Annotated in this window: 26 protein-coding genes; 12 read left to right on the forward strand and 14 right to left on the reverse strand. The window is 53.3% G+C overall.

Features of this window, described 5'->3' with window-relative positions; genetic code table 11:
* Position 1: 1 nt before the first annotated feature.
* Together yoaE and OGV79_RS21720 are read right to left on the reverse strand one after the other, a co-directional pair.
* The gene (gene yoaE / locus OGV79_RS16680) at positions 2–1,561 is read right to left on the reverse strand and encodes a CNNM family cation transport protein YoaE (RefSeq protein WP_200075746.1); all 1,560 of its coding nucleotides are present in this window, start codon (positions 1,559–1,561) and stop codon (positions 2–4) included.
* A complete protein-coding gene (locus tag OGV79_RS21720; RefSeq protein WP_370906254.1) occupies positions 1,549–1,854 on the reverse strand; it encodes a protein YoaL in 306 nt (101 codons plus the stop codon). The genes yoaE and OGV79_RS21720 overlap by 13 nt, the downstream gene beginning before the upstream one ends.
* Before the next feature lie 150 nt (positions 1,855–2,004).
* On the opposite strand from OGV79_RS21720, the gene manX reads away from it, so the two are divergent.
* From manX to mntP, 5 genes are all read left to right on the forward strand, one after another.
* Positions 2,005–2,970 carry a PTS mannose transporter subunit IIAB gene (gene manX / locus OGV79_RS16685; protein ID WP_047463231.1) on the forward strand — a complete coding sequence of 322 codons (966 nt, stop codon included), beginning with the start codon at positions 2,005–2,007 and terminating at the stop codon, positions 2,968–2,970.
* Positions 2,971–3,028: 58 nt separating this feature from the next.
* A complete protein-coding gene (gene manY, locus OGV79_RS16690; protein ID WP_012132054.1) occupies positions 3,029–3,829 on the forward strand; it encodes a PTS mannose transporter subunit IIC in 801 nt (266 codons plus the stop codon).
* Positions 3,830–3,841: 12 nt separating this feature from the next.
* Positions 3,842–4,693 carry a PTS mannose transporter subunit IID gene (gene manZ, locus OGV79_RS16695; RefSeq protein ID WP_012132053.1) on the forward strand — a complete coding sequence of 284 codons (852 nt, stop codon included), beginning with the start codon at positions 3,842–3,844 and terminating at the stop codon, positions 4,691–4,693.
* Between the two features lie 55 nt (positions 4,694–4,748).
* Positions 4,749–5,207: a DUF986 family protein gene (locus tag OGV79_RS16700; RefSeq protein WP_012132052.1), complete on the forward strand. Its 459-nt coding sequence runs from the start codon at positions 4,749–4,751 to the stop codon at positions 5,205–5,207.
* A gap of 421 nt (positions 5,208–5,628) precedes the next feature.
* Complete coding sequence (gene mntP / locus OGV79_RS16705) at positions 5,629–6,195, forward strand: manganese efflux pump MntP (protein ID WP_012132050.1); 567 nt, start codon at positions 5,629–5,631, stop codon at positions 6,193–6,195.
* Here the strand turns inward: mntP and rlmA are convergent.
* The 6 genes from rlmA to mgrB all read right to left on the reverse strand — a co-directional run bounded on the left by rlmA (position 6,192) and on the right by mgrB (position 10,564).
* Complete coding sequence (rlmA, locus tag OGV79_RS16710) at positions 6,192–7,001, reverse strand: 23S rRNA (guanine(745)-N(1))-methyltransferase (RefSeq protein WP_286468730.1); 810 nt, start codon at positions 6,999–7,001, stop codon at positions 6,192–6,194. The genes mntP and rlmA overlap by 4 nt on opposite strands.
* 63 nt (positions 7,002–7,064) lie before the next feature.
* On the reverse strand, positions 7,065–8,810 hold the full coding sequence (gene ftsI2 / locus OGV79_RS16715) for a peptidoglycan DD-transpeptidase FtsI2/PBP3(PARA) (RefSeq protein WP_214143250.1): 1,746 nt from the start codon (positions 8,808–8,810) through the stop codon (positions 7,065–7,067).
* Positions 8,811–9,029: 219 nt separating this feature from the next.
* Entirely contained in the window at positions 9,030–9,239 is a 210-nt protein-coding gene (gene cspE, locus OGV79_RS16720) for a transcription antiterminator/RNA stability regulator CspE (protein WP_001062678.1), read from the reverse strand.
* 12 nt (positions 9,240–9,251) lie between these two features.
* The gene (locus tag OGV79_RS16725; protein WP_001537930.1) at positions 9,252–9,395 is read right to left on the reverse strand and encodes a DUF2627 domain-containing protein; all 144 of its coding nucleotides are present in this window, start codon (positions 9,393–9,395) and stop codon (positions 9,252–9,254) included.
* A 663-nt stretch (positions 9,396–10,058) separates the two neighbouring features.
* The gene (locus OGV79_RS16730) at positions 10,059–10,346 is read right to left on the reverse strand and encodes a YebO family protein (protein WP_012132046.1); all 288 of its coding nucleotides are present in this window, start codon (positions 10,344–10,346) and stop codon (positions 10,059–10,061) included.
* 74 nt (positions 10,347–10,420) lie between these two features.
* On the reverse strand, positions 10,421–10,564 hold the full coding sequence (gene mgrB / locus OGV79_RS16735; RefSeq protein ID WP_024130265.1) for a PhoP/PhoQ regulatory lipoprotein MgrB: 144 nt from the start codon (positions 10,562–10,564) through the stop codon (positions 10,421–10,423).
* 158 nt (positions 10,565–10,722) lie between these two features.
* Here mgrB and OGV79_RS16740 point away from each other — a divergent pair, with 158 nt between their 5' ends.
* Positions 10,723–10,962: a YobH family protein gene (locus OGV79_RS16740; RefSeq protein ID WP_024130264.1), complete on the forward strand. Its 240-nt coding sequence runs from the start codon at positions 10,723–10,725 to the stop codon at positions 10,960–10,962.
* Positions 10,963–11,132: 170 nt separating this feature from the next.
* Here the strand turns inward: OGV79_RS16740 and kdgR are convergent, their stop codons facing one another.
* Positions 11,133–11,924 carry a DNA-binding transcriptional regulator KdgR gene (kdgR, locus tag OGV79_RS16745; RefSeq protein WP_275375087.1) on the reverse strand — a complete coding sequence of 264 codons (792 nt, stop codon included), beginning with the start codon at positions 11,922–11,924 and terminating at the stop codon, positions 11,133–11,135.
* Positions 11,925–12,101: 177 nt separating this feature from the next.
* Between kdgR and OGV79_RS16750 the strand changes: the two genes are divergently transcribed.
* Entirely contained in the window at positions 12,102–13,475 is a 1,374-nt protein-coding gene (locus tag OGV79_RS16750; RefSeq protein ID WP_286468731.1) for an MFS transporter, read from the forward strand.
* A 50-nt stretch (positions 13,476–13,525) separates the two neighbouring features.
* Here OGV79_RS16750 and htpX read toward each other — a convergent pair whose 3' ends face one another.
* The 4 genes from htpX to msrC form a co-directional block, all read right to left on the reverse strand.
* On the reverse strand, positions 13,526–14,407 hold the full coding sequence (htpX, locus tag OGV79_RS16755) for a protease HtpX (RefSeq protein ID WP_012132039.1): 882 nt from the start codon (positions 14,405–14,407) through the stop codon (positions 13,526–13,528).
* 191 nt (positions 14,408–14,598) lie between these two features.
* Entirely contained in the window at positions 14,599–16,647 is a 2,049-nt protein-coding gene (prc, locus tag OGV79_RS16760) for a carboxy terminal-processing peptidase (RefSeq protein ID WP_012132038.1), read from the reverse strand.
* Between the two features lie 19 nt (positions 16,648–16,666).
* On the reverse strand, positions 16,667–17,353 hold the full coding sequence (proQ, locus tag OGV79_RS16765) for an RNA chaperone ProQ (protein WP_286468732.1): 687 nt from the start codon (positions 17,351–17,353) through the stop codon (positions 16,667–16,669).
* A 97-nt stretch (positions 17,354–17,450) separates the two neighbouring features.
* Positions 17,451–17,948 carry a free L-methionine (R)-S-oxide reductase MsrC gene (gene msrC, locus OGV79_RS16770; protein WP_012132036.1) on the reverse strand — a complete coding sequence of 166 codons (498 nt, stop codon included), beginning with the start codon at positions 17,946–17,948 and terminating at the stop codon, positions 17,451–17,453.
* A 129-nt stretch (positions 17,949–18,077) separates the two neighbouring features.
* Here msrC and yebS point away from each other — a divergent pair, with 129 nt between their 5' ends.
* From yebS to OGV79_RS16795, 5 genes are all read left to right on the forward strand, one after another.
* Positions 18,078–19,361: a membrane integrity lipid transport subunit YebS gene (yebS, locus tag OGV79_RS16775; RefSeq protein WP_024130263.1), complete on the forward strand. Its 1,284-nt coding sequence runs from the start codon at positions 18,078–18,080 to the stop codon at positions 19,359–19,361.
* Positions 19,330–21,963 carry a PqiB family protein gene (locus OGV79_RS16780; RefSeq protein ID WP_012132034.1) on the forward strand — a complete coding sequence of 878 codons (2,634 nt, stop codon included), beginning with the start codon at positions 19,330–19,332 and terminating at the stop codon, positions 21,961–21,963. The genes yebS and OGV79_RS16780 overlap by 32 nt, the downstream gene beginning before the upstream one ends.
* Before the next feature lie 76 nt (positions 21,964–22,039).
* A complete protein-coding gene (gene rsmF, locus OGV79_RS16785) occupies positions 22,040–23,479 on the forward strand; it encodes a 16S rRNA (cytosine(1407)-C(5))-methyltransferase RsmF (protein WP_230010861.1) in 1,440 nt (479 codons plus the stop codon).
* 116 nt (positions 23,480–23,595) lie between these two features.
* Positions 23,596–23,832 carry a YebV family protein gene (locus OGV79_RS16790; RefSeq protein WP_024130262.1) on the forward strand — a complete coding sequence of 79 codons (237 nt, stop codon included), beginning with the start codon at positions 23,596–23,598 and terminating at the stop codon, positions 23,830–23,832.
* A 102-nt stretch (positions 23,833–23,934) separates the two neighbouring features.
* Entirely contained in the window at positions 23,935–24,126 is a 192-nt protein-coding gene (locus OGV79_RS16795) for a YdfD/YebW family protein (protein ID WP_012132031.1), read from the forward strand.
* Here the strand turns inward: OGV79_RS16795 and pphA are convergent, their stop codons facing one another.
* Positions 24,127–24,789, reverse strand: a complete 663-nt coding sequence (gene pphA, locus OGV79_RS16800) for a protein-serine/threonine phosphatase (RefSeq protein ID WP_047464032.1) — start codon at positions 24,787–24,789, stop codon at positions 24,127–24,129.
* Positions 24,790–24,902: the final 113 nt, after the last annotated feature.

The raw sequence follows: 24,902 nt of genomic DNA on the forward strand, positions 1-24,902 counted from the left end.
CTTATTCGTCTTCGTGGTGAGCAGGTTGTTCTTTAACAATACGAACCAAATCAACACGGTAGTCGTTCGCTTCGACAATCGTGATATGAAGCGGCGCAACGTCGATAACATCGCCCACCTGCGGGATATGACCGTTTACGGCGATAACCAATCCTGCGACGGTGGCGATGTCTTCCTCGTCGTTCACCAGGTTATCGACATCCAGCGCCTGTTGCAGGGCATGCAGATCCGTTCCCCCCTTCACCAGCCAGCCGCCCGCTTCGGGAATGATCTCAGGCGTTTCGTCGGCATCCGGGAACTCACCGGCAATCGCTTCCAGCACGTCCAGCGGCGTAACCAGCCCCTGCACGACGCCAAACTCGTTGGTGACGATGACGAAGCTGCCGCGAGCGCGACGCAGGACGCCCAGCAGATTAATCGGGTCCAGCGTTTCCGGGACGACAATCGCTGGTGATTCCGAAGCAATCGCGGCCACATCCACGCCCTCTTCCAGCGCCACCAGCAGTTCTTTCGCGCGAACAATACCGATAATCTCATCCAGTTCGCCGCGACACACCGGGAACAGGCTGTGCGGAGAAGAGAGTAACTGTTCGCGGATTTCATCCACGCTCAGGTCAGCATCCACCCAGCTGATTTCACCGCGAGGCGTCATGATGCCGCGCAGCGAACGGGACGCCAGGGTCAGCACGCCGTTGATCATATAACGCTCTTCTTCAGCAAACGCGCCTTCAGGTACAGGCACCGTCGCCGGGCTGTCAGACTCGTGCTGCGCGCTCGCCTGACGTTTACCGCCCATCAGTCGCAGGATGGCGTCTGCGGTGCGTGCACGCAGCGGTAACGTTGACTGATGGCGAATAAAGTTACGACGCGCAATCTGGTTGAACAATTCGATGACGATTGAGAAACCGATAGCAGCGTACAGATACCCTTTCGGAATATGGAAGCCAAAACCTTCCGCCACCAGGCTCAGACCGATCATCAACAGGAAGCTCAGACAGAGCACTACAACCGTCGGATGCTGGTTGACGAAACGGGTAAGCGGCTTAGACGCCAGCAGCATTACCGCCATCGCAATCACCACGGCAGCCATCATCACCGGCAGATGGTTAACCATACCCACGGCGGTAATTACCGCGTCAAGGGAGAAGACGGCATCAAGGATAACGATCTGCGTTACCACGACCCAGAAACTCGCATAGCCTTTGCCGTGCCCCGAGTCATGCTCGCGGTTTTCCAGGCGCTCATGCAGCTCCGTCGTGGCCTTAAACAGGAGGAAGAGACCCCCGATGAGCATGATCAGATCGCGCCCTGAGAAGGTGAGATCCCAGACGGTAAAGAGTGGTTTCGTTAAGGTCACCATCCACGAAATGATGGACAGCAGGACCAGGCGCATCACCAGCGCCAGCGACAAACCGATAAGACGCGCCTTATCACGCTGCTTCGGCGGCAGCTTGTCCGCCAGAATCGCGATAAAGACCAGGTTATCAATACCCAGAACAATTTCGAGGATAACAAGCGTGAGCAAACCCGCCCAGATTGAGGGGTCCATTAAGAATTCCATGACAAGCTCCTGCTTAAGGAATAGCGAACAGGCGAGAAAGCAATATGCGAATTAAGGTTGCGGCCAAAAGAGCCAGACAGACAGGCCTGATACGGCCTCAAAGTGAAATGACGTCGGTGACGATCCATACGGCGGGCTACTGCCCTATACTCCTTACTAATTAAACGGAAGCTAAACATAACAGAGACAATGTCTTTTTGGCAAAGATTTACCTTCCTTTGCAATGAGATGTTACAGGGATATTTTACACTACGAAATTTCTCTGATGTGAAAGCTAAATTGCGGATCTTCATCACATAAAATATTTTTTTCGCTATCTAAAATAATTCCCGGAAATAACTGTTTTTTCATTATAACCCTTATCTGAATCGATTCGAGTGCGGACGGCGATTCAAAATACATCTGTCACGTTGATGTGTTAACGATAATAAAGGAGGTAGCAAGTGACCATTGCTATTGTTATAGGCACACATGGTTGGGCTGCAGAGCAGTTACTTAAAACAGCAGAAATGCTGTTAGGCGAGCAGGAAAACGTCGGCTGGATCGATTTCGTTCCAGGCGAAAATGCCGAAACGCTGATTGAAAAGTACAACGCTCAGTTGGCAAAACTCGATACCAGCAAAGGCGTGCTGTTTCTCGTTGATACATGGGGAGGCAGTCCATTTAATGCTGCCAGCCGTATTGTCGTCGACAAAGAGCACTATGAAGTCATTGCTGGCGTCAATATTCCGATGCTGGTGGAAACGTTCATGGCCCGCGATGACAATCCGAGCTTTGACGAATTAGTCGCTCTGGCGGTAGAAACCGGTCGTGAAGGCGTGAAAGCGCTGAAAGCGAAACCGGTTGAAAAAGCCGCTCCGGCGCCGGTTGCTGCGCCAAAAGCGGCGGCGCCCGCTAAACCAATGGGACCCAACGATTACATGGTAATCGGCCTCGCCCGTATCGATGACCGTTTGATTCACGGCCAGGTCGCCACCCGCTGGACCAAAGAGACCAACGTCACCCGCATCATCGTCGTGAGTGATGAAGTTGCGGCGGACACCGTACGTAAAACGCTGTTAACACAGGTGGCACCTCCGGGCGTAACGGCGCATGTGGTAGACGTTGCCAAGATGATTCGTGTCTACAACAACCCGAAATACGCAGGCGAACGTGTGATGCTGCTGTTCACCAACCCTACCGATGTGGAACGTATCGTTGAAGGCGGCGTGAAAGTGACTTCCGTAAACATTGGCGGTATGGCTTTCCGTCAGGGTAAAACGCAGGTTAATAACGCCGTTTCCGTCGACGAGACCGATATCGACGCCTTTAAAAAGCTCAACGAACGCGGTATCGAGCTTGAGGTTCGTAAAGTTTCCACCGATCAGAAACTGAAAATGATGGATTTGATTGCCAAAGTGGCGAAATAACCACCCGGCATTTAATTAGCATTCACACTTAAGTCTGTATAGCAATAGGAGAAGTACAATGGAGATTACCACTCTTCAGATTGTGCTGGTGTTCATCGTCGCATGTATCGCGGGTATGGAGTCGGTACTTGATGAATTTCAGTTCCACCGTCCATTGGTGGCCTGTACGCTAATCGGTGCCGTTCTTGGGGACATGAAAACCGGTATTATCATCGGTGGTACCCTGGAAATGATCGCGCTTGGCTGGATGAACATCGGTGCTGCCGTTGCGCCTGATGCCGCGCTGGCTTCCATTATTTCAACCGTGCTGGTTATCGCCGGTCATCAAGGCATTGGCGCAGGTATCGCGCTGGCGATCCCACTGGCGGCCGCAGGTCAGGTGCTGACCATCATCGTACGTACCATCACCGTGGCATTCCAGCACGCGGCGGATAAAGCGGCCGATAGCGGCAACCTGACGGCGCTGTCCTGGATCCACGTATCCTCCCTGTTCCTGCAGGCAATGCGTATCGCGATTCCGGCGGTTATCGTGGCGATTTCTGTCGGCACCAGTGAAGTTCAGGGCATGCTGAATGCGATCCCGGAAGTCGTGACCAGCGGTCTGAACATCGCCGGCGGCATGATCGTGGTTGTCGGTTACGCAATGGTCATCAACATGATGCGCGCGGGCTATCTGATGCCGTTCTTCTACCTCGGCTTCGTCACTGCGGCATTCACTAACTTCAACCTGGTTGCTCTGGGCGTAATTGGCGCGGTAATGGCCATCCTCTACATCCAGCTGAGCCCGAAATATAACCGCGTAGCCGGTGCGCCAGCTCAGGCTGCTGGTAACAACGATCTCGATAACGAACTGGACTAACAGGTGAACGAAATGGTTGATATGACTAAAACTACCACTGAGAAAAAACTCACTCCGAGTGATATTCGTGGCGTGTTCATCCGTTCTAACCTGTTCCAGGGGTCATGGAACTTCGAACGTATGCAGGCGCTGGGCTTCTGCTTCTCCATGGTGCCGGCGATCAAACGCCTGTACCCGGAAAACAACGACGCGCGTAAACAGGCGATCAGACGTCACCTGGAGTTCTTCAACACCCATCCTTACGTTGCCGCTCCGGTACTGGGCGTTACGCTGGCGATGGAAGAACAGCGCGCCAACGGCGCGGAGATCGACGATGGTGCCATCAACGGTATCAAAGTCGGTCTGATGGGGCCGCTGGCAGGCGTGGGCGACCCGATCTTCTGGGGTACGGTTCGTCCGGTATTCGCCGCGCTGGGCGCGGGTATCGCGATGAGCGGCAGCCTGCTGGGACCGTTGCTGTTCTTTATTCTGTTTAACCTGGTGCGTCTGGCGACCCGTTACTACGGCGTGGCTTACGGCTACCGTAAAGGCGTCGATATCGTTAAGGATATGGGCGGCGGCTTCCTGCAAAAACTGACTGAGGGGGCGTCAATCCTCGGCCTGTTTGTCATGGGGGCGCTGGTTAACAAGTGGACGCACGTCAATATTCCGCTGGTAGTATCACGCATCACTGACCAGACGGGTAAAGAAAACGTCACTACCGTGCAGACCATTCTCGATCAGTTGATGCCGGGTCTGGTTCCGCTGCTGCTGACCTTCGCCTGTATGTGGCTGTTGCGTAAGAAAGTGAACCCGCTGTGGATCATCGTTGGCTTCTTCGTCATCGGTATCGCCGGTTACGCGTGCGGCCTGCTGGGTCTGTAATTCTGTTGTACACTACCGGGGCCCTTTGGCCCCGGTTTTTTTATCTGGAGGATTAATGACTGTCACGGACCTGGTGCTGGTTCTTTTTATTGTCGCGTTACTGGCTTACGCCATTTACGATCAGTTCATCATGCCCCGCCGTAACGGCCCCACTCTGCTTGCAGTGCCTCTGCTGCGTCGTGGTCGTGTTGATAGCGTTATCTTCGTCGGCCTGGTCGCCATTCTTATCTACAACAACGTTACCAGTCACGGCGCGCAAATTACCACATGGTTATTATGTGCACTGGCGCTGATGGGGTTTTATATTTTTTGGGTTCGCGCCCCCAGGATCATCTTCAAACAGAAAGGTTTTTTCTTCGCCAATGTCTGGATAGAATATAACCGTATTAAAGAGATGAATTTATCGGAAGATGGCGTACTGGTGATGCAATTAGAACAACGGCGCCTGCTTATTCGCGTACGAAATATCGACGATCTGGAAAGAATATATAAGCTTCTTGTTTCATCTCAATGAGTTACAGATATAGCCTGAACTATGTTTTAAGTATATTCGCGAACAAAAAAACATAGCTAAGGCTATATTCATCCCGCCTAATTTGTTATTTATTTTAACGTTTTATTGATAATTAAATCTAAATGAAAATCGTTTTCAATTAGAAGTCAAATAATATTTCTCCATTGTTGTTTTATATTCTCAAAATATGTTAATGTTGCGCCGTCATTTGGGGAGTAGCCGATTTCCAGACTCAGGAAATGTACGTGTCAACATACTCGTTGAAAAACGTGGCGCGTACGGACTGATATCACTCTATTTTCAGTCAGGCGAGACCATATGCACATCAACTGCTATGCATAGCTTATGAACGCCATGTTCAGGTATGCATGTTCGCTGGGGGCAGTGATGTGTTTTATGGAACCCCGGTCAGGACGCTGTTATGAATATCACCGCAACTGTTCTTCTCGCTTTCGGCATGTCAATGGATGCTTTCGCGGCATCGATTGGTAAAGGCGCCACGCTACACAAACCTAAATTCTCCGAAGCCCTGCGCACCGGCCTTATTTTCGGCGCGGTTGAAACGCTCACCCCGCTGATCGGCTGGGGGCTGGGTATGCTGGCCAGTAAATTCGTGCTGGAATGGAATCACTGGGTTGCGTTCATCCTGCTGGTGTTTCTGGGGATTCGTATGATTATCGAAGGCGTTCGTGGCGGTAATGACGAAGATGACGAGCCGTTACGCCGCCACAGTTTTTGGCTGCTGGTCACTACCGCTATCGCCACCAGCCTGGATGCAATGGCCGTTGGCGTCGGTCTGGCGTTCTTGCAGGTGAACATTATTGCGACCGCGCTGGCTATCGGCTGTGCCACGTTAATCATGTCCACGCTGGGCATCATGGTGGGGCGCTTTATCGGCCCGCTGCTCGGCAAACGGGCGGAAATTCTTGGCGGGGCTGTACTTATCGGTATCGGCGCCCAGATCCTCTGGACACACTTCCACGGTTAACGCTCGCGTTGCCAGATGTGAAGGCTGAAATCCGTCTGGCAATCAAACTGCTGGCAAGCCGCCAGCCGCTCCCATACGTCAGGTTTTGCACGCCAGGCGAAAGGCGTCATCTGGAGCAACGCAACGGCTTCATTACCGCGCAACCGCATCTTATACCCTAACGCCATGCTTTGCTGCAACGTAAACCCTTCAAGCTGCTCAGTATGCGGGGCATGTAAACGCACTTCATCATAGATCAGCCCTTTTAGCGCCATCAGATGGCGCGGCCCCGGCGTAGCGGTGATTACCCAACCACCCGGTTTTACCACTCGCGCTAACTCTTCAGCCTTACAGGGGGCATAAATCCTGACAATCGCATCCATAGAGGCGTCGGCGAAAGGCAGACGATGGCTTGACGCCACACAAAACGTCACCTGCGGATAACGTTTCGCCGCCGCTTTAATGGCGACTTTCGCGACATCCAGACCAAATGTGGTGCCTGACGCCAGCGTTTCGGCGAAGGCATGCGTGTAATACCCTTCACCGCAGCCGATATCCAGAATCGACGTTGCATTCTCGTCCAGCCGTTCGGCAAGTATCCTGACGATGGCATCGCGCAACGGCTGATAATGCCCGGCATCAAGGAATGCCCGACGCGCCTGCATCATTTCGGCGCTGTCGCCCGGGTCCCGTGACCGTTTATGCTGCACGGGCAACAGGTTGACGTATCCCTCTTTCGCCACATCAAACTGATGCCGTTGTGGGCAGATAAAACTGTTTTTCACCTGCGCAAGTGGCTGATGACAAAGGGGACAAGAAAACGACATGACAACTCCGGCCGGTAATTTTAGGGCGCAAGTGTAACGCGAATTGCGCCCCGGGAAAATAACTTACAGCGAGGGGGACGACAGGCGGTTGCCGTGCATCACTAACAGGTGGTCGGAGTCGGCGGGCATACCGTCCGGTTTAACGTTTTCCAGGCGCAGAACATCGCCCATAATCTGGCTGAACACCGGCGCCGACACCGCGCCGCCATAGTAAGATCCGTTTTGCGGATTGTTAATCACAACCACCAGCGCAAATTGCGGATCGCTGGCCGGAGCCACGCCCGCCGTATAGGCCACGTATTTATCGACATACTTACCGTCATCGCCGATTTTCTTCGCCGTACCGGTTTTTACCGCCACGCGATAATCTCTGACTGCGGCTTTGGTTCCTCCCCCGCCGGGGAGCGCGACGCTCTCCATCATATGCTCAACCTGATGCACCAGTTCGGCGGGCATCACACGCGTCCCCACAACGGGCGGATCGATACGCGTAATGGAAAGCGGTCGGTAGATACCAAAACTGCCGATGGTGGCATATACGTGCGCCAGCTGGAGCGGCGTCACCATCAGACCATACCCGAAGGCAAACGTCGCCCGATCCAGATCGCTCCAGTAACGACGCTGCGGCAGTAAGCCGCTGCTCTCCCCGGTGAGTCCCAGTCCCGTAGACTGCCCAAAGCCAAAGCCTTTATACGTATCCAGCAGTCGTTGAACCGGCATAGCGAGCGAGAGACGCGACACGCCGGTATCACTCGATTTTTGCAGGATTCCGGTCAAACTCAGCTCCGGGTAATACCCCACGTCACGAATCCGGTGGCCGTCAAGATTAAACGGATGCGTATCAATCACGCTGTCGGGCTGGACAATGCCCTGCTGAAGCGCCGTCATGATCACCAGCGGCTTGACCGTGGAACCCGGTTCAAAGGTATCGCTGATGGCACGGTTGCGAAAATCATCCAGCACGGCGCCTTCCCGGTTATTCGGATTAAAGTCCGGGAAGCTCGCCATCGACAGAATTTCCCCCGTCGCGATGTTGATCAGTACCGCCGCGCCGGACTCCGCTTTGTTCCAGGTGACGGCGTTATCCAGCGCATCCTCCGTCACAGTCTGTAGACGTTCATCAATACTGAGCTGAAGCTCATGCGCCGGCACAGGATTTGTTTCGGTTATGTTCTCGATGACATGACCAAACTTATCTTTGCGAACAAGGCGGGAACCGGGTTTCCCCGTCAGTTGGGTATTAAAACTTTTCTCAATCCCCTCAATCCCCTGCCCGTCAATGTTGGTAAAGCCAATCAGGTTGGCCGCCACATGCCCTGCCGGATAAAAACGCCGGGACTCTTCACGCAGGTTAATGCCAGGAAGATTGAGCTTATCGATCCATTCGGCCTGCTGCGGCGAAATCTGGCGCGCCAGATAGATAAACCGCCCGGCAGGATTGCTGTTTACCCGCTCCGCCAGCGTAGCCAGTGAAAGATGCAGCGTCTGCGCCAGCGCCTGCCAGCGTTGGTTATACCCCACGCCGCCTTTACTGACGATCGTCTTCGGGTCGGCCCAGACCGCATTGACCGGCACGCTAACGGCTAACGGACGCCCTTCTCTGTCGGTAATCATGCCGCGTGGCGACGCCGTGGTAACCTCACGTAACGAACGCCTGTCCTCTTGTTTAACCAGATTTGTCGGCGTGATGATCTGTAACCACGCCACGCGTCCCAGCAATAACCCCATGCTCAGCAAAATCGCCACGCACAGCAGTACAAAACGGATGGGAGCAAAATTACGCACGGCGCCGTCGCTTTTCTTTTTCACCTGGTCTCCAGCAAGGTCGTTTTTCAGGTGATTGATTTAACGGGAATTGACGAGGGAAAGCGGGAAAAACAATGCTACGAACATCGCGGCTTTGCAACAAAGCGCTAACAGAAGTGTATTCAGAAATATTTTGAAGGAACCTGAATTAAAAAGCCCCGCACTGGCGAGGCTTTATATCTGAGGTTGATGCGCCTTGGCGCTTCAAATCAGTGGTGTCGATCAGATAGCTGTTACGTTAACAGCAGCCGGACCTTTCTGGCCGTCCTGAATTTCGAACTCAACGTTCTGGCCTTCAGCCAGAGTTTTGAAGCCGTTACCCTGGATAGCGGAGAAGTGTACGAACACATCTTTGCTGCCATCAGCCGGAGTAATGAAGCCAAAACCTTTAGACTCGTTGAACCACTTAACTTGACCTTTAATCTTTGCCATTTGCAAAATTCCTTAGAGTGTTTTCTTCGCCCGCAGGCATAACATAGATAAAACTGAGACATTACTGCTTGAGGCACTAATATAAGGTTCGGCAGAGAAGCGGTATTCAACGTCAACGTGTTTACTCAGGACTTCTTTACTGAAAATGCCACACATAAACAGAACTGTACCTCGTTTAACCCAAAACGTGTTATCACATACAACGTTAATTATGGCAAGCCATTTTTAAACGTGTCTCGATCAGTCGCACAAATCCAGAGAGATATCAAAGATCAACTGCACAGTTATGCGGCACAGTTCCCGACGATATATTCTCGCTTCTCCAGGCGCCTTTCGACAGGCTTACGCCCGTACAGCGGCTTTTCTACCATAGCTCAATAACTTCGGTTGTTCCAGGTCATGCGTTGATCTTATCGATACGGTAAACAGATATCACTTTTTATGCTTTGTAATGCATAAATTGTCACAACGCAAAAAAACCAATATTGTTTAAAAATGCGAAGTATTCGACCATTTTTCATCCGTTTCACTGATAGCCAATACGTGCTTTGGTTGTGCACCAAAATAATGAAAGAATGATGACAATGCACAAAAAAAGTGAGAGAAACGTTTCGCTATTAATAAAAACGATCGCTATCACAAAAGCGACATAATCACATTATTAGCGTATGGATAAATATATTTAAGGAGAGATTAAGTTAAAGCATTAAATGATCAATGAAATAACAGACCTGGTATACACAGGGTTACATTAATGAAAACAGGATGGGCCTGCCTGAAGGAATGGCTGGCAGACGCGCATCCTGTCTCTGCTTGTCGTTACCGTTCAGCGACCAGACGGATGATATCGTCATCCTCTTCCTGAGGTTTCGCTTCAGACTCGGCCTCAGCGACTTTTTCAGGCTCGTTAGCTTCGCACAGACGGCGTAGCAAGGCATTTTGCCGCTTTTGCTGATCCAGCAGCGCTTCAAGCAGCTCAATCTGCTCATTTGTTCTTGAACTTGCCCGGTTCACAAAAAACCACAGGACCAGCCCGACAATCAGAACCACCACCGATACAATCAAAGACGTAAAAGTCAGTACGCCAGAATTCAGAACTTCGTTCATGTTACCACCTCAATGTAGACGCCGTATTTTACCACTGCTACACGGGAAGGTAATCAACTGTTGTAAAAATGCTATCACCAGGGGATAAATTTATTGATGGCACAAATTCCGTTGAAAAATTGTACATCCTGATCGCACATTATGTTGAACACCTGCGCCCACAGCAGCAGACATACCAACGCAACAATAATCAGGATTACCCACCGAAACTTTTTCACTCCGCTCTCCGCATCCACATCTTATGCCATCAAATTACCACGCGTTATCTAAACCGGAACTAACTGGAGCGACATTATATACTTTTAGGAATGATACACTTGTTTCAGTGGGCGTTCAGGCTACCCTTATTCTAACCAAAAAAAGAAAAGAGGTAGTAATGCGTTTGATCATTCGCGCGATTGTTTTGATTGCTCTGGTATGGATTGGTTTATTGCTCAGTGGCTATGGGGTTCTGATTGGCAGCAAGGAGAACGCCGCCGGTCTGGGTCTGCAATGTCAATATCTGACCGCTCGCGGCACCAGTACAGCGCAATATGTCCATACTGACAGCGGCATCATTGGTCTGTCAGACTGTCCTGTATTCAGAAAAAGCGCCGTGGTGGTCGATAACGGCTAATCTGGCATCACATCCATTCATCTGCATAAATATCAGGCATAACGTGGTTATGCCTTTTTAATGCGTTTTTTAGCGGGAGAAACCACTCTCCCGCCCCTTTTCAGGGCAATAAAAAAGCCAGCAGGTATCTTCTACCGGCTGGCTTCTGAACGCCTCAGGGCATGCTCACCTCAGAATGGATAGTCGTTGTAACCCATCTGCTCAGAGATTTTACGCGCTGCCATGTGCAGCATAGCGACATACTCATGCAGACGTTCTTCGGAGAAACGCAGCGTCGGGAACGAAATGCTCAGACCGGCGATCACCACGCCAAAACGGTCGAACACCGGCACGCCAATGCAGCGCAGACCTTCTTCCTGCTCTTCGTTATCTTCGCCGTACCCCTGCTCACGCACCTGATCCAGCATCGGCAATAACGCCTCGGTGCTGGTAATCGTGCGCGCGGTGCTACGCTTGTACTCCACGCCATCCAGTATCTGTTTGACTTCATCACGGTCGCGCCATGCCAGCAGCACTTTACCGATTGCGGTGCTGTACAGCGGGTTACGGCGGCCAATGCGGGAATACATGCGCAAATTGTACATGGAGTCGATTTTATGAATGTAGACAATGCTGTCTTCATCCAGCGCACCGAGGTGAATTGTCTCTTTGGTCAGACGGGAAATTTCACGCATCTGAATATCAGCGCTACGGATCAGATCAACGTTTTGCAGCGCACGGGCGCCCAGCTCAAACAATTTCAGGGTCAGCGAATATTTTTCAGATTCACCTTCCTGCGCGACATAACCCAGCGTTTTCATCGTTTGTAAAAAGCGATAAACGGTGCTTTTTGACATCATGACACGTTGCGACAGCTCGGTGATCCCTATTTCGCGCTCTTCACCCAGCGCTTGCAGAATGCCAAAAACCTTCAGCACAGAAGAAACAGAATCAGGTTGTTTATCCAGATCTGCGATAGCCATTTATCACCTCATTGCGAGTGTTTTATAAAAATCAGAACCGGTTTTTATTATAATTTCACGTCATGGCGGTCGCAATCCATCTTTGCTTACTTAGTTACAAATCTGCGACATAACCCCGCGATATCAATGCTAAAATCATTACTCTGATCATAATCCCCCGAAAGACATTGACTCTCTATGGACAAAATCCAGGCCGATGGCCTGCCATTACCCCAGCGTTACGGCGCCATTTTAACCATCATTATTGGTATCTCGATGGCCGTGCTGGATGGCGCAATCGCGAATGTCGCGCTCCCTACCATTGCAACCGATCTCCAGGCGTCCGCCGCCCGGTCGATCTGGGTTGTTAACGCCTACCAAATCGCGATCGTGGTTTCTCTCTTATCGCTCTCGTTTCTGGGGGACATGTTCGGCTATCGACGCATCTATAAATACGGTCTGGTCATTTTTCTGTTTTCGTCGCTGTTCTGCGCGCTGTCGGATTCCCTGGAAATGCTGACGCTTGCGCGCGTCGCGCAGGGGTTTGGCGGCGCCGCGCTGATGAGCGTGAACACGGCGCTGATCCGGCTTATCTATCCGCAACGCCACCTTGGGCGCGGAATGGGCATCAACTCCTTCATTGTCGCGGTGTCTTCGGCTGCGGGGCCGACCATTGCGGCAGCAATCCTGTCGATAGCGTCATGGAAATGGCTGTTCCTGATTAACGTTCCGTTAGGCATTATCGCATTACTGCTGGCTATGCGTTTCTTACCCCCAAACAGCGCTCGCAGCACCAAACCGCGCTTCGACTTGCCCAGCGCGGTGATGAACGCCTTAACCTTCGGCTTGCTGATCACCGCTCTCAGCGGATTCGCACAGGGGCAACCTTTAACGCTGATTGGCGCAGAACTGGCGGTTATGCTTGTCGTCGGTTTCTTCTTCATTCGCCGCCAGCTCTCACTCCCGGTGCCTTTGTTACCGATTGACTTACTGCGTATTCCGCTCTTTTCTCTGTCGATCTGCACCAGTATTTGCTCTTTCTGCGCGCAGATGCTGGCGATGGTTTCCCTTCCCTTCTATCTGCAAACGGTATTGGGGCGTAGCGAAGTCGAGACCGGGTTATTGCTGACGCCCTGGCCGCTGGCGACAATGGTGATGGCGCCGCTGGCGGGCTACTTAATTGAACGGGTTCATGCCGGGCTGCTGGGCGCGTCAGGACTGATAATTATGGCCACAGGACTTTTTGCGCTGATGCTGCTGCCAGCCTCGCCGTCAAATATCAGTATCATCTGGCCGATGATCCTTTGCGGAGCCGGTTTTGGCTTATTCCAGTCGCCCAATAACCACACGATTATCACCTCTGCGCCACGCGATCGCAGCGGAGGGGCCAGCGGAATGCTGGGCACGGCGCGTCTTCTGGGCCAGAGTACCGGCGCGGCGCTGGTTGCGCTCATGTTGAATCAGTTTGCGGACAACGGTACGCATATTTCCCTGATGACGGCGGGCATCCTGGCGACCGTAGCCGCCATTATCAGCGGTTTACGCATCACTCAACCCCGCTCCGTGGCGTAAAAAAAAGCGCATCATCTGATGCGCTTTTTTAGAATGCCAGGCATACCGCCTTACTTCAGGTACTCGCCGCTACGCAGCGCTTCAATACGCTTATCCAGCGGCGGGTGAGTCATGAACAACTCGCTCAGTGACTTCGACTTGCCGTTGATGCAGAACGCCATCATGCTGTTGGCTTCCTGCGGCTCATAGCTGGTTTTCAGGCGCTGCAACGCGGCAATCATCTTTTCACGGCCGACAAGCTTCGCAGAACCGGCGTCCGCATGGAATTCACGGTGACGTGAGAACCACATGGTGATAATGCTTGCCAGTATTCCGAACACCAGTTCAAGAACCATCGCCACCGCGAAATAGATCATTGGGTTGCCGTTGCTGCTTTCACCCTCATCACGGTTTCCACCGAGGAAGCCCGCGGCGATCTGCGCGATAATACGCGAGATGAAGATCACAAAGGTGTTCACAACCCCCTGAATCAGCGTCATGGTGACCATATCGCCATTAGCGATGTGGCTGATCTCATGCGCGATAACGGCTTCGGCTTCATCCGGGCTCATGTTTTGCAGCAAGCCGGTGCTCACCGCAACCAGCGACGCATCACGGCGCGCGCCGGTCGCAAACGCGTTGATATCCGGCGCATGATAGATAGCCACCTGCGGCATAGCGATTCCGGCCTGACGCGCCTGCGTCGCCACCGTGTTCATCAGCCAGCGTTCTCTTTCATTACGCGGTTGCTCAATGACTTCCCCACCCACGGACTTTAACGCCATCCATTTGGACATCAGCAGCGAAATGAAGGAACCACCAAAACCAAACAGCAGCGCCATAATCAGCAAGCCTTGTACGCTGCTTGACTGTATCCCTGTCAGGCTCAGCACCAGCCCGAAAACGACCATCACGGCCAGGTTCGTCAGCAGGAAGAGCGCGATTCGCATCATAATTTTCTTTTAACCTCAACTTAACAAAACGCACTATGCGATACCCACATCGTATGGGTCTTGTGGCTATTTTCAAGCATCTGCGGGCGGTAAGTCACCAGAAAGACACAACTTTACATTTTGTTGCATAAGACTGACGGCTTAATGCGCTTGTTAAAAAAACAGGCACAATTTCTTGTGCCTGCTTGACGCTATTTGCTGGTTGCGGGTTGCTCCGCGGGCTTCTCTTTCTCAAGATGCGCCAGATCCAGCGCTATCCGTACCGTTTCATCCAGATACGGATCCGGCTCTTTATAATCCTTCGGCAGATCGTCCAGTTTCTTCAGAAGCGGCTTGCCTTCACGTTTAAACCGATCGTTGATACGCGCCAGACGCAGGGCATCGTCTTCGTTATTCTCTTTTTCGCGCTGGGCGAAATTGAGAGAAGCGATATTGCGCTTATCTTTCATCGCGTTAAAACGGGCAATGTCCTTCAGGATGTACTGGAACTCAGGATCGTTCGCGATGCGCGCGTTATGCTCTTTCAGCAGTTCCGGGCCAAACGGCGTTAAATCATCTGACTTCACGTACGTTGCCGCATCAATGCTGTCCCACGGCAAGGCGTTGTCTTCAAACTTCTCGCCGGTTTCCGTCTCTTCATTCCCCGTCGGCATGACGATATCCGGCGTGACGCCTTTACGCTGCGTGCTGCCGCCGTTAACACGGTAGAATTTCTGAATGGTGTACTGCACGGACCCCAGCGCAGGCCATTCAGGACGCAGCATCTGATCATAAATACGGTTCAGGGAGCGGTACTGCTGTACGGTGCCTTTACCGAAAGTCGGTTCACCGACAATCAATGCGCGACCGTAATCCTGCATCGCCGCGGCAAAAATCTCCGACGCGGATGCGCTGAAGCGATCGACCAGTACCACCAGCGGGCCTTTGTAATACACCACGCCATCGGTGTCGGCGTCTTCACGCACTTTACCGTTGTTGTCACGAACCTGAACAACCGGGCCAGACGGGATAAACAGACCGGACAGCGAAACCGCTTCGGTCAGCGCGCCGCCGCCGTTGGTGCGCAGATCGATAACAATGCTGCTCACATTCTGTTTTTCCAGTTTCTGTAGCTGGACTTTGACGTCATCCGTCAGCCCCACATAGAACCCCGGAATATCCAGCACGCCGACTTTCTCTTTACCGACCGTTTTCACCGTCATTTTAACAGCGCGGTCTTCAAGACGAATGCGTTCGCGCGTCAGCGTAATGGTTCGCGTTTTCGTGCCCTTACCGGCAGGCAGAATTTCAAGACGAACTTTGCTGCCTTTTGGCCCTTTGATCAGCGCCACCACGTCATCAAGACGCCAGCCGATCACATCAACCATTCCTTTCCCCGTCTGGCCTACGCCTACAATGCGATCGCCTACGCTTATCGCCTTGCTTTTCGCCGCCGGGCCGCCGGCAACCATCGAGTTGATGACCGTGTAGTCATCGTCCATTTGCAGAACCGCGCCAATACCTTCCAGAGACAGGCTCATTTCAGTATTGAACTGTTCGGTATTTCGCGGAGAAAGGTAGTTGGTATGCGGGTCGATTTCGCGCGCAAATGCGGTCATCGCCAGTGAGAACACATCTTCACTGTTGGTTTGCGCCAGACGGCGAATCGCAGATTTGTAACGACGCGTCAGCGTTTCGCGAATTTCTTTATCGTTCTTGCCCGTCAGCTTCAGGCTAAGTTCGTCGAATTTCACCTTGCCATCCCACAACGCGTTCAGCTCAGCCTCATTTTTCGGCCAGGGCGCTTTGCTGCGGTCAAGGTTAAACGTGTCGTTACCGGTGAAATCCATCGGGCGTTCCAGCACGCTTAACGCGTACTGATAACGTTCGAAACGGCGTTTTTGCGCCAGGTTATAGAGGTCATAGAAGACATCCAGTTTGCCTGTACGCAGCTCATCGCCGAGGACAGTTTTGCTTTTCGCAAACTGCTCCACATCACTCGCCAGCAGCACATTGTGGCTGTAGTCGAGCAGATTAAGATAGCGATCGAAAATCTTTGCCGAAAACGCCTGATCCAGGTTGAACTGACGATAGTGGGAACGTGTAAAGCGCGAAGTCACGCGCTCACTCACGGTCGCATGCTGCGTTTCTTCCTTCAGAACGGGAATTTGATCGGCGCGCGTAATGTCATCGACGGCGAAGGACTGGCCTGCTATTGCAAGCAAGCCAGCTAACGCGGTAAGCCTAAAAAAAGTGTTCATGCCAGGCCTGGCCTCCGTTTCAGAACACCAGGTGTTCTGCGCGTACAATCAAAGACATACCCGAATTCAGCTGCACACGGACGCCATCTTTGGTGACTTCTAATACGGTGGCATCCATCGCATTGTTGCCTGCTTTCACCTTCAGTGACTGCCCTACCGTCAGCGCTGAAATATCAGACACCGGGGTATGCTGTTCTTCGCGTGGTGCGCGTGGTGCTTTAGTCGCCGGTTTTTCAGCGCGAGGAGTACGCGGAGTCGTCTCTTTACGACGTGGCGCAGGACGCGGTTTACGCTCACGGCGCGGAGCGTCTTCTTTTTCGCCTGCCGCAGCGGCAGCTTCGCGTTTTTTCGCCTGCTGTTCCGCACGTTGCGCCTGGACGCGTGCTTTCGCTTCTTCAAGCTGCTTACGCGCATGTTCAACGTGCTGCTCATCCAGCTCACCGCAAGGGTTGCCGTCGAGATCGACACGCGTTGCGCCCGGCTTAACGCCGTACAGGTAACGCCAGCTTGAAGTATAAAGACGTAAAGCGGAACGAAGTTGTGTCTTGCTGAGGTTCATTTCGCCCTCAACACGCTCTACCAGATCCTGAAAAATGCCAATTTTCAGCGGGCGCGCTTCGCCTTCCGCACTAAAACACTGTGGAAAACGTTCGGCCAGAAACGCGATAACTTCTTTACTGCTATTCAACTTAGGTTGATTTTCCATGAAATTTCCTGATTACAACGGACGTAGCCAACAAGCCGCAGGCATGAACAGGCGTCATTATAATGACGCCATCAGTAATTGCTACGTTATCCGTTGATTATCCTGCAACGGTCGCAAAGAATTTTTTGTAATCCGTCGTTGCAAGCACGGTTTCAAGCCGCGCGACAAGCTCACGCAGGCCTTGCTCATCCTCTTCGGTAAAGCGGCCAAATACCGTGCTATCAATGTCCAACACGCCGATTATCTGATTGTCTACCGTCAGAGGCAGCACAATTTCAGCATTGCTGGCGCTATCGCAGGCGATGTGTCCGTCAAACGCATGAACGTCCTCGATGCGCTGCACCTGGTTCTGCGCGACCGCCGTACCACAGACGCCGCGTCCAACCGGGATCCGCACACAGGCGAGTTTCCCCTGGAACGGCCCCAGCACCAGCGTGTCGTTTTCCAGCAGATAGAACCCCGCCCAGTTGACGCCCGAAAGGCGCTCAAACAGCAGCGCGCTGGTATTTGCCAGGGTAGCGAGAAAACTGGTTTCACCTGCCATTACTGCCTGAAAGTCGCGGTTAAGATCCGCGTATAGCTCTGTTTTGCTCATTATATAGTCACTTAGTTGTCTTACTCTAAAACTACAGCCTATTAAAATAAGCATTAAATGCGTTAATGCTCAAGATCATTCCCGTCATGAGTTAAGATTACATTAATCTAACACTTTGATTCACGATACATGGCCCTGAACACCCCGCGACTCACGCCAACAAAGAGAATAACGGTCTGGTCTATCAGTGAAGCGTTGCCCCGCGCCCATTATCAGCGCTGTCCCCAATGCGACATGCTGTTTAGCCTGCCGAAAATGCAATCGCACCAGAGCGCATATTGCCCGCGTTGCCAGGCCAAAATTCGCGATGGACGCGACTGGTCACTGACGCGTCTGGCGGCGCTGGCCGTTACGATGCTGCTGCTGATGCCCTTTGCCTGGGGCGAACCGCTATTGCGTATCTGGCTGTTAGGGGTGCGTATTGACGCCAACGTGATGCAGGGCATCTGGCAGATGACCAGGCAAGGCGATCCGCTTACGGCCGCCATGGTGCTCTTTTGCGTGGCGGGCGCGCCGTTAATTCTGGTCACCGCCATTGCTTATCTATGGTTCGGTAATATTCTCGGCATGAATCTGCGTCCGGTATTGCTGATGCTGGAGAGGCTCAAAGAGTGGGTGATGCTCGACATTTATCTGGTCGGCATTGGGGTCGCCTCGATCAAAGTGCAGGATTACGCCTTCCTGCAACCCGGCCTGGGGCTTTACGCCTTTGTGGCGCTGGTGATCCTCAGTATTCTGACGCTGTCGCATCTCAATGTGGAGCAACTCTGGGAGCGCTTTTACCCACAACGCCCCGCCCGACGCCCGGACGAAAAACTTCGCGTCTGTCTCGGATGCCACTTCACCGGTTATCCTGATTCACGGGGACGTTGCCCCCGTTGCCATATCCCGCTGCGCCTGCGCAGAAATCAGAGCATACAGAAATGCTGGGCGGCGCTGCTGGCCTCTGTCGTCCTGCTGCTGCCCGCGAACCTGATGCCGATATCCATTATTTACGTGAATGGTGGGCGTCAGGAGGACACGATTTTATCGGGCATTATGTCGCTAGCGAACAGCAATATCGCCGTGGCGGCCGTGGTCTTTATCGCCAGTATTCTGGTGCCATTTACCAAAGTTATTGTGATGTTTACACTGCTGCTCAGCATCCATTTCAAGTGTGAGCAAGGGCTGCGTACGCGCATCCTGTTACTGCGGATGGTGACCTGGATCGGCCGTTGGTCCATGCTGGATCTCTTTGTTATTTCGTTAACGATGTCGCTGATTAATCGCGATCAGATACTCGCTTTTACTATGGGACCGGCTGCGTTTTATTTCGGCGCAGCGGTAATATTGACTATTCTTGCAGTGGAATGGCTGGATAGCCGCTTACTTTGGGATGCACATGAGTCAGGAAACGCCTGCTTCGCCGACTGAAGCGCAGATAAAAACAAAACGTCGTATTTCCCCTTTCTGGCTGCTGCCGTTTATCGCGTTGATGATCGCAGGCTGGCTGATTTGGGGAAGTTATGAAGATCGCGGCAACACCGTGACGATCGACTTTATGTCGGCGGATGGCATTGTTCCGGGGCGGACGCCTGTGCGCTATCAGGGCGTTGAAGTGGGTACGGTGCAGGACATCAGCCTGAGTAAAGACCTGCGCAAGATAGAAGTGCGCGTCAGCATTAAGTCAAACATGAAAGATGCCTTGCGCGAGGAGACCCAGTTCTGGCTGGTGACGCCAAAAGCGTCGCTGGCGGGCGTTTCGGGTCTGGACGCGCTGGTCGGCGGGAACTATATCGGCATGATGCCCGGCAAAGGGGCCGAGAAAGATCACTTTGTCGCGCTTGATACCCAGCCGAAATACCGTCTGGACAACGGCGACCTGATGATCCATCTTCACGCGCCTGACCTCGGCTCTCTTAACAGCGGGTCGCTGGTCTATTTCCGCAAAATTCCGGTGGGTCGGGTATATGACTACGCCATCAATCCCAACAAACAGGGCGTCACCATTGACGTACTGATTGAGCGTCGCTTCACCAACCTGGTGAAAAAAGGCAGCCGTTTCTGGAATGTCTCCGGCGTCAATGCGGATGTCAGCCTTAGCGGCGCGAAAGTGAAGCTGGAGAGCCTGGCGGCGCTGGTAAATGGCGCAATCGCGTTTGACTCGCCCGACGATTCGCAGCCTGCAACCGCAGATGACGCATTTGGCCTCTACGAAGATTTAGCCCATAGCCAGCGCGGCGTCATCGTCAAACTTGAACTTCCCAACGGCGACGGCCTGAAAGCCGACTCCACGCCGCTGATGTATCAGGGGCTTGAAGTGGGCGAGCTCACCAAATTAACGCTCAACCCCGGCGGGAAAGTCACGGGCGAAATGACGGTTGACCCCAGCGTGGTAACACTCCTGCGTGATAAGACGCGTATTGAGCTGCGCAGTCCAAAGCTGTCGCTGAGCGATGCCAGTATCAGTTCGCTTTTGACCGGCAAAACGTTTGAACTGGTGCCAGGCGAAGGCGAACCTCGCAGTGAATTCGTCGTGGTGCCTGGCGAAGAAGCCCTGCTCCATGAACCAAATGCGCTGACGTTAACCCTGACCGCCCCGGAAAGCTACGGTATTGACGCCGGTCAACCGCTGGTTCTGCATGGCGTGCAGGTGGGCCAGGTCATTGAACGTAAGTTATCCAGTAAAGGCGTTGCGTTCACGGTGGCTATCGATCCGCAACATCGCGCCCTGATTCAGGGTGACAGCAAATTTGTGGTCAACAGTCGCGTGGATATCAAAGTCGGTCTCGACGGCGTGGAGTTTCTCGGCGCCAGCGCCAGCGAGTGGGTGAGCGGCGGCATTCGTATTTTGCCCGGCACAAAAGGCGAAATGAAATCCAGCTACCCGCTGTACGCCAATCTGGAAAAGGCCGTGGAAAACAGCCTCAGCGACCTCCCCACGACCACGGTGAGCCTCACTGCTGAAACGCTCCCGGATGTACAAACGGGGTCAGTGGTGCTGTACCGTAAGTTTGAGGTAGGTGAAGTGATCACCGTGCGCCCACGCGCTAACGCCTTTGATATCGATCTGCATATCAAACCGGAATACCGCAACCTGTTAACCAGCAACAGCGTATTCTGGGCGGAAGGCGGGGCGAAGGTACAGCTTAACGGCAGCGGCCTGACCGTGCAGGCCTCTCCCCTGTCGCGTGCGCTGAAAGGCGCTATCAGTTTCGATAACCTGAGCGGCGCAAGCGCCAGCCAGCGTAAAGGCGACAAACGAATACTCTACGCCTCGGAAACCGCCGCCCGCGCGGTGGGTGGGCAAATCACCCTGCACGCCTTTGACGCCGGTAAACTCGCGGCGGGTATGCCGATTCGTTATCTCGGCATCGACATCGGCCAGATCCAGACGCTGGAGCTGATTACCGCGCGCAATGAGGTTCAGGCGAAAGCGGTGCTCTACCCGGAGTATGTCCAGACCTTTGCCCGAAGCGGTACGCGTTTCTCGGTGATCACGCCGCAAATCTCCGCCGCGGGCGTGGAGCATCTCGATACGATTTTGCAGCCCTACATTAACGTGGAGCCCGGACGCGGCAATCCGCGTCGTGATTTCGAATTGCAGGAAGCAACCATTTCCGACTCGCGCTATCTCGATGGTCTGAGCATCGTCGTGGAGGCTCCTGAGGCAGGTTCGCTGAACATCGGCACGCCAGTGCTGTTCAGAGGTATCGAAGTGGGCACAGTAACGGGCATGACGTTAGGTTCGCTGTCTGACCGCGTGATGATTGCCATGCGCATCAGCCAGCGTTATCAGCATCTGGTGCGTAATAACTCCGTCTTCTGGCTGGCCTCCGGCTACAGTCTGGACTTTGGCCTGACCGGCGGCGTGGTGAAAACCGGCACCTTCAATCAATTCATTCGCGGCGGCATCGCGTTTGCAACCCCGCCAGGGACGCCGCTGGCGCCGAAAGCACAGGCGGGTAAACACTTCCTGCTGCTGGAAAGCGAACCGAAAGAGTGGCGCGAATGGGGCACCGCTCTGCCACGTTAACTCCCCCGCTCCGGCGTGCTCGCGCCGGAGCATTTATGCTACACTGCGCGCCTGTTTTATTGCCGGTGGTACCCAAGTGGCTCAACACGCTGTTTATTTCCCTGATGCCTTTCTGACGCAAATGCGCGAAGCAATGCCTTCGACACTCTCTTTTGACGATTTCCTCGCCGCCTGCCAGCGCCCGTTACGTCGCAGCATTCGCGTGAATACGCTAAAAATTTCTGTGACCGACTTTCTTGCCCTGACGGCGCCCTATGGCTGGTCGCTGACACCTGTTCCCTGGTGCGAGGAAGGCTTCTGGATCGAACGCGATGATGAAGAATCGTTACCGCTGGGCAGCACCGCCGAACATCTGAGCGGCCTGTTTTATATTCAGGAAGCCAGCTCAATGTTGCCGGTCGCCGCGCTGTTTGCTGAAGGGAATACGCCGGAACGCATTATGGATGTTGCTGCCGCGCCGGGTTCGAAAACCACCCAGATCGCCGCGCGGATGAATAATCAGGGCGCCATTCTGGCGAATGAATTCTCCGCCAGCCGGGTCAAAGTGCTGCACGCCAACATCAGCCGCTGTGGGATCAGTAATGTTGCCCTGACCCATTTTGATGGCCGCGTCTTCGGCGCCGCGCTCCCGGAGACATTCGACGCTATCTTGCTGGACGCGCCCTGTTCAGGTGAAGGCGTGGTGCGCAAAGATCCCGACGCGCTTAAAAACTGGTCTGTCGAAAGCAACCTGGATATTGCCGCCACACAGCGGGAACTAATCGACAGCGCATTTCACGCGCTGCGCCCTGGCGGTACGCTGGTCTACTCCACCTGCACGCTAAATCGCGAGGAGAATGAGTCCGTCTGCTTGTGGCTGAAAGAGACCTACCCGGAAGCGGTTGAATTTTTGCCTTTAGGCGATCTGTTCCCGGGGGCGGAGCGTGCGCTGACGGCAGAGGGTTTTTTACACATTTTCCCGCAGATTTACGACTGCGAAGGTTTCTTTGTCGCCCGTTTGCGTAAAACCGCAGCCATTCCCCCGCTTCCCGCGCCTGGCTATAAGGTCGGCAAGTTTCCGTTCGCGCCGATGAAGGGGCGTGAAGCGACGCAAATCACTCAGGCGGCTAACACCAGTGGACTTCAGTGGGGAGAAAACCTGCACCTCTGGCAACGAGATAAAGAGGTATGGTTATTCCCGGCAGAGATTGAAGCGCTGATCGGAAAAGTCCGCTTTTCCCGCCTGGGCATAAAACTGGCGGAAAGCCATAATAAAGGTTATCGCTGGCAGCATGAAGCGGTGATCGCCCTCGCCGATCCACATCATGCCAACGCATTCGAGCTGTCTCATCAGGAGGCGGAAGAGTGGTATCGGGGGCGGGATGTCTACCCGCAAACCGCGCCGTCTGCCGATGATGTGCTGGTCACGTTCCAGCATCAGCCCATTGGTCTGGCGAAACGGATTGGTTCCCGGTTGAAGAACAGTTATCCACGCGAACTGGTTCGCGATGGCAAACTCTTTACCGGTAGCGACTGAAAGCGGTCAAAAATAGCGCACTTTTTTACTGGCGCTTTTGCTGAAGTTGGCTACGCTGAAATTTGGGCGATCAAACTGGTCGTACCACAATCAGCGAACTAACGGAGAGCACGATGATGAAAACCAGTGTGCGCATTGGCGCTTTTGAAATCGACGATGCCGAGTTACATGGCGAATCGCCGGGGGACCGAACGTTAAGCATTCCCTGTAAATCCGACCCAGATTTATGTATGCAACTGGATGCCTGGGATGATGAAACCAGCATTCCCGCCATTTTAAACGGAGAGCACTCTGTTCTATTCCGCACCCGTTACGATCGTAAGTCCGATGCCTGGGTCATGCGTCTTGCCTGACTCAAAAAGAACCCGTCGCCAGACGGGTTATTTATTTCACCCTTTCCCCCTTGCGACAACCTCTCCTACACTATCGATACGGCAGGACAATTTGAGGATGGAATGTTCGCACTGGTACTTTTTGTTTGCTACCTGGACGGCGGCTGCGAGGACATTGTGGTGGATATCTACAATACTGAACAGCAGTGCCTGTATTCGATGGACGACCAGCGGATTCGTCACGGCGGTTGTTTTCCGGTCGAAGACTTTATTGACGGTTTCTGGCTACCCGCTCGCCAGTACAGTGATTTTTAATTACTGAAGTTGAACCAACGTCAGTTCCCCGCCAAATACCGCGCCGGTATCAATATAGTGCAAATTATCGATATCAACGCGATGACGCAGCGGCGTATGACCAAACCAGAAGTGATCGGCCCCGGCAATGCCGTTTCCCTGACCCGCATGCCGCTCGCTCAACCGGGAACGACGCCATAGCACCTGGTGTAAATCCACCTCTTTTTGCCAGGCATAGACCTGATGCGGATAATCAGCATGCGCCACAACATGCATGCCGTTCTGGCAGTGCAATTCCAGAATCCAGGGTAAACGCTGACAGTCGTCGAGCGCTTTCCTCGCCAGGCGCTGCTGGTTTGCCGACAATGCGGCATACCAGTCGCCGCCGTTCATAAACCATAACGACAACTGCGAGGCGGCCAGCGCGTCTAACGCCATCTGCTCGTGATTCCCTCTGACGGCGACCACCCACCGTTTGTGCAGAAGTTCCAGACACCGCAAGCTGTCAGGCCCACGGTCGATCACATCCCCCACCGACACCAGCAGATCCTGCCACGGATCAAACCGACACTGTCGTAGTTTCTCCATCAACTGCGAAAAACAGCCGTGGAGGTCGCCGACAATCCAGACATGCCGCCACTGACTCCCCTCAATTTTCTGATAGACGTTTTCCGGCTGTTTCATTGGTTCACCATCAGTAAAAATGAACCTGACATACTTAACCATAGCAGGAAATCTTCAGTCGCAGGCCGCCTCTCCTGAGACCATTAATTATTTTTATAGCAATAATTTAACCT

This window comes from Citrobacter sp. CK185 (assembly GCF_030333565.1).
Classification (GTDB): domain Bacteria; phylum Pseudomonadota; class Gammaproteobacteria; order Enterobacterales; family Enterobacteriaceae; genus Citrobacter_B; species Citrobacter_B koseri.

Coding starts and splice junctions, on each gene's coding strand:
- cspE (WP_001062678.1), bottom strand. CDS start 9,239: ATGGCAAAGATTAAAGGTCAAGTTAAGTGGTTCAACGAGTCTAAAGGT.
- OGV79_RS16740 (WP_024130264.1), top strand. CDS start 10,723: ATGCGTTTGATCATTCGCGCGATTGTTTTGATTGCTCTGGTATGGATT.
- OGV79_RS21720 (WP_370906254.1), bottom strand. CDS start 1,854: ATGAAGATCCGCAATTTAGCTTTCACATCAGAGAAATTTCGTAGTGTA.
- OGV79_RS16730 (WP_012132046.1), bottom strand. CDS start 10,346: ATGAACGAAGTTCTGAATTCTGGCGTACTGACTTTTACGTCTTTGATT.
- pphA (WP_047464032.1), bottom strand. CDS start 24,789: ATGAAACAGCCGGAAAACGTCTATCAGAAAATTGAGGGGAGTCAGTGG.
- proQ (WP_286468732.1), bottom strand. CDS start 17,353: ATGGAAAATCAACCTAAGTTGAATAGCAGTAAAGAAGTTATCGCGTTT.
- OGV79_RS16725 (WP_001537930.1), bottom strand. CDS start 9,395: ATGTGTGGCATTTTCAGTAAAGAAGTCCTGAGTAAACACGTTGACGTT.
- yoaE (WP_200075746.1), bottom strand. CDS start 1,561: ATGGAATTCTTAATGGACCCCTCAATCTGGGCGGGTTTGCTCACGCTT.
- prc (WP_012132038.1), bottom strand. CDS start 16,647: ATGAACACTTTTTTTAGGCTTACCGCGTTAGCTGGCTTGCTTGCAATA.
- msrC (WP_012132036.1), bottom strand. CDS start 17,948: ATGAGCAAAACAGAGCTATACGCGGATCTTAACCGCGACTTTCAGGCA.
- yebS (WP_024130263.1), top strand. CDS start 18,078: ATGGCCCTGAACACCCCGCGACTCACGCCAACAAAGAGAATAACGGTC.
- htpX (WP_012132039.1), bottom strand. CDS start 14,407: ATGATGCGAATCGCGCTCTTCCTGCTGACGAACCTGGCCGTGATGGTC.
- manY (WP_012132054.1), top strand. CDS start 3,029: ATGGAGATTACCACTCTTCAGATTGTGCTGGTGTTCATCGTCGCATGT.
- kdgR (WP_275375087.1), bottom strand. CDS start 11,924: ATGGCTATCGCAGATCTGGATAAACAACCTGATTCTGTTTCTTCTGTG.
- manZ (WP_012132053.1), top strand. CDS start 3,842: ATGGTTGATATGACTAAAACTACCACTGAGAAAAAACTCACTCCGAGT.
- OGV79_RS16700 (WP_012132052.1), top strand. CDS start 4,749: ATGACTGTCACGGACCTGGTGCTGGTTCTTTTTATTGTCGCGTTACTG.
- mntP (WP_012132050.1), top strand. CDS start 5,629: ATGAATATCACCGCAACTGTTCTTCTCGCTTTCGGCATGTCAATGGAT.
- OGV79_RS16795 (WP_012132031.1), top strand. CDS start 23,935: ATGTTCGCACTGGTACTTTTTGTTTGCTACCTGGACGGCGGCTGCGAG.
- OGV79_RS16790 (WP_024130262.1), top strand. CDS start 23,596: ATGAAAACCAGTGTGCGCATTGGCGCTTTTGAAATCGACGATGCCGAG.
- OGV79_RS16750 (WP_286468731.1), top strand. CDS start 12,102: ATGGACAAAATCCAGGCCGATGGCCTGCCATTACCCCAGCGTTACGGC.
- rlmA (WP_286468730.1), bottom strand. CDS start 7,001: ATGTCGTTTTCTTGTCCCCTTTGTCATCAGCCACTTGCGCAGGTGAAA.
- OGV79_RS16780 (WP_012132034.1), top strand. CDS start 19,330: ATGAGTCAGGAAACGCCTGCTTCGCCGACTGAAGCGCAGATAAAAACA.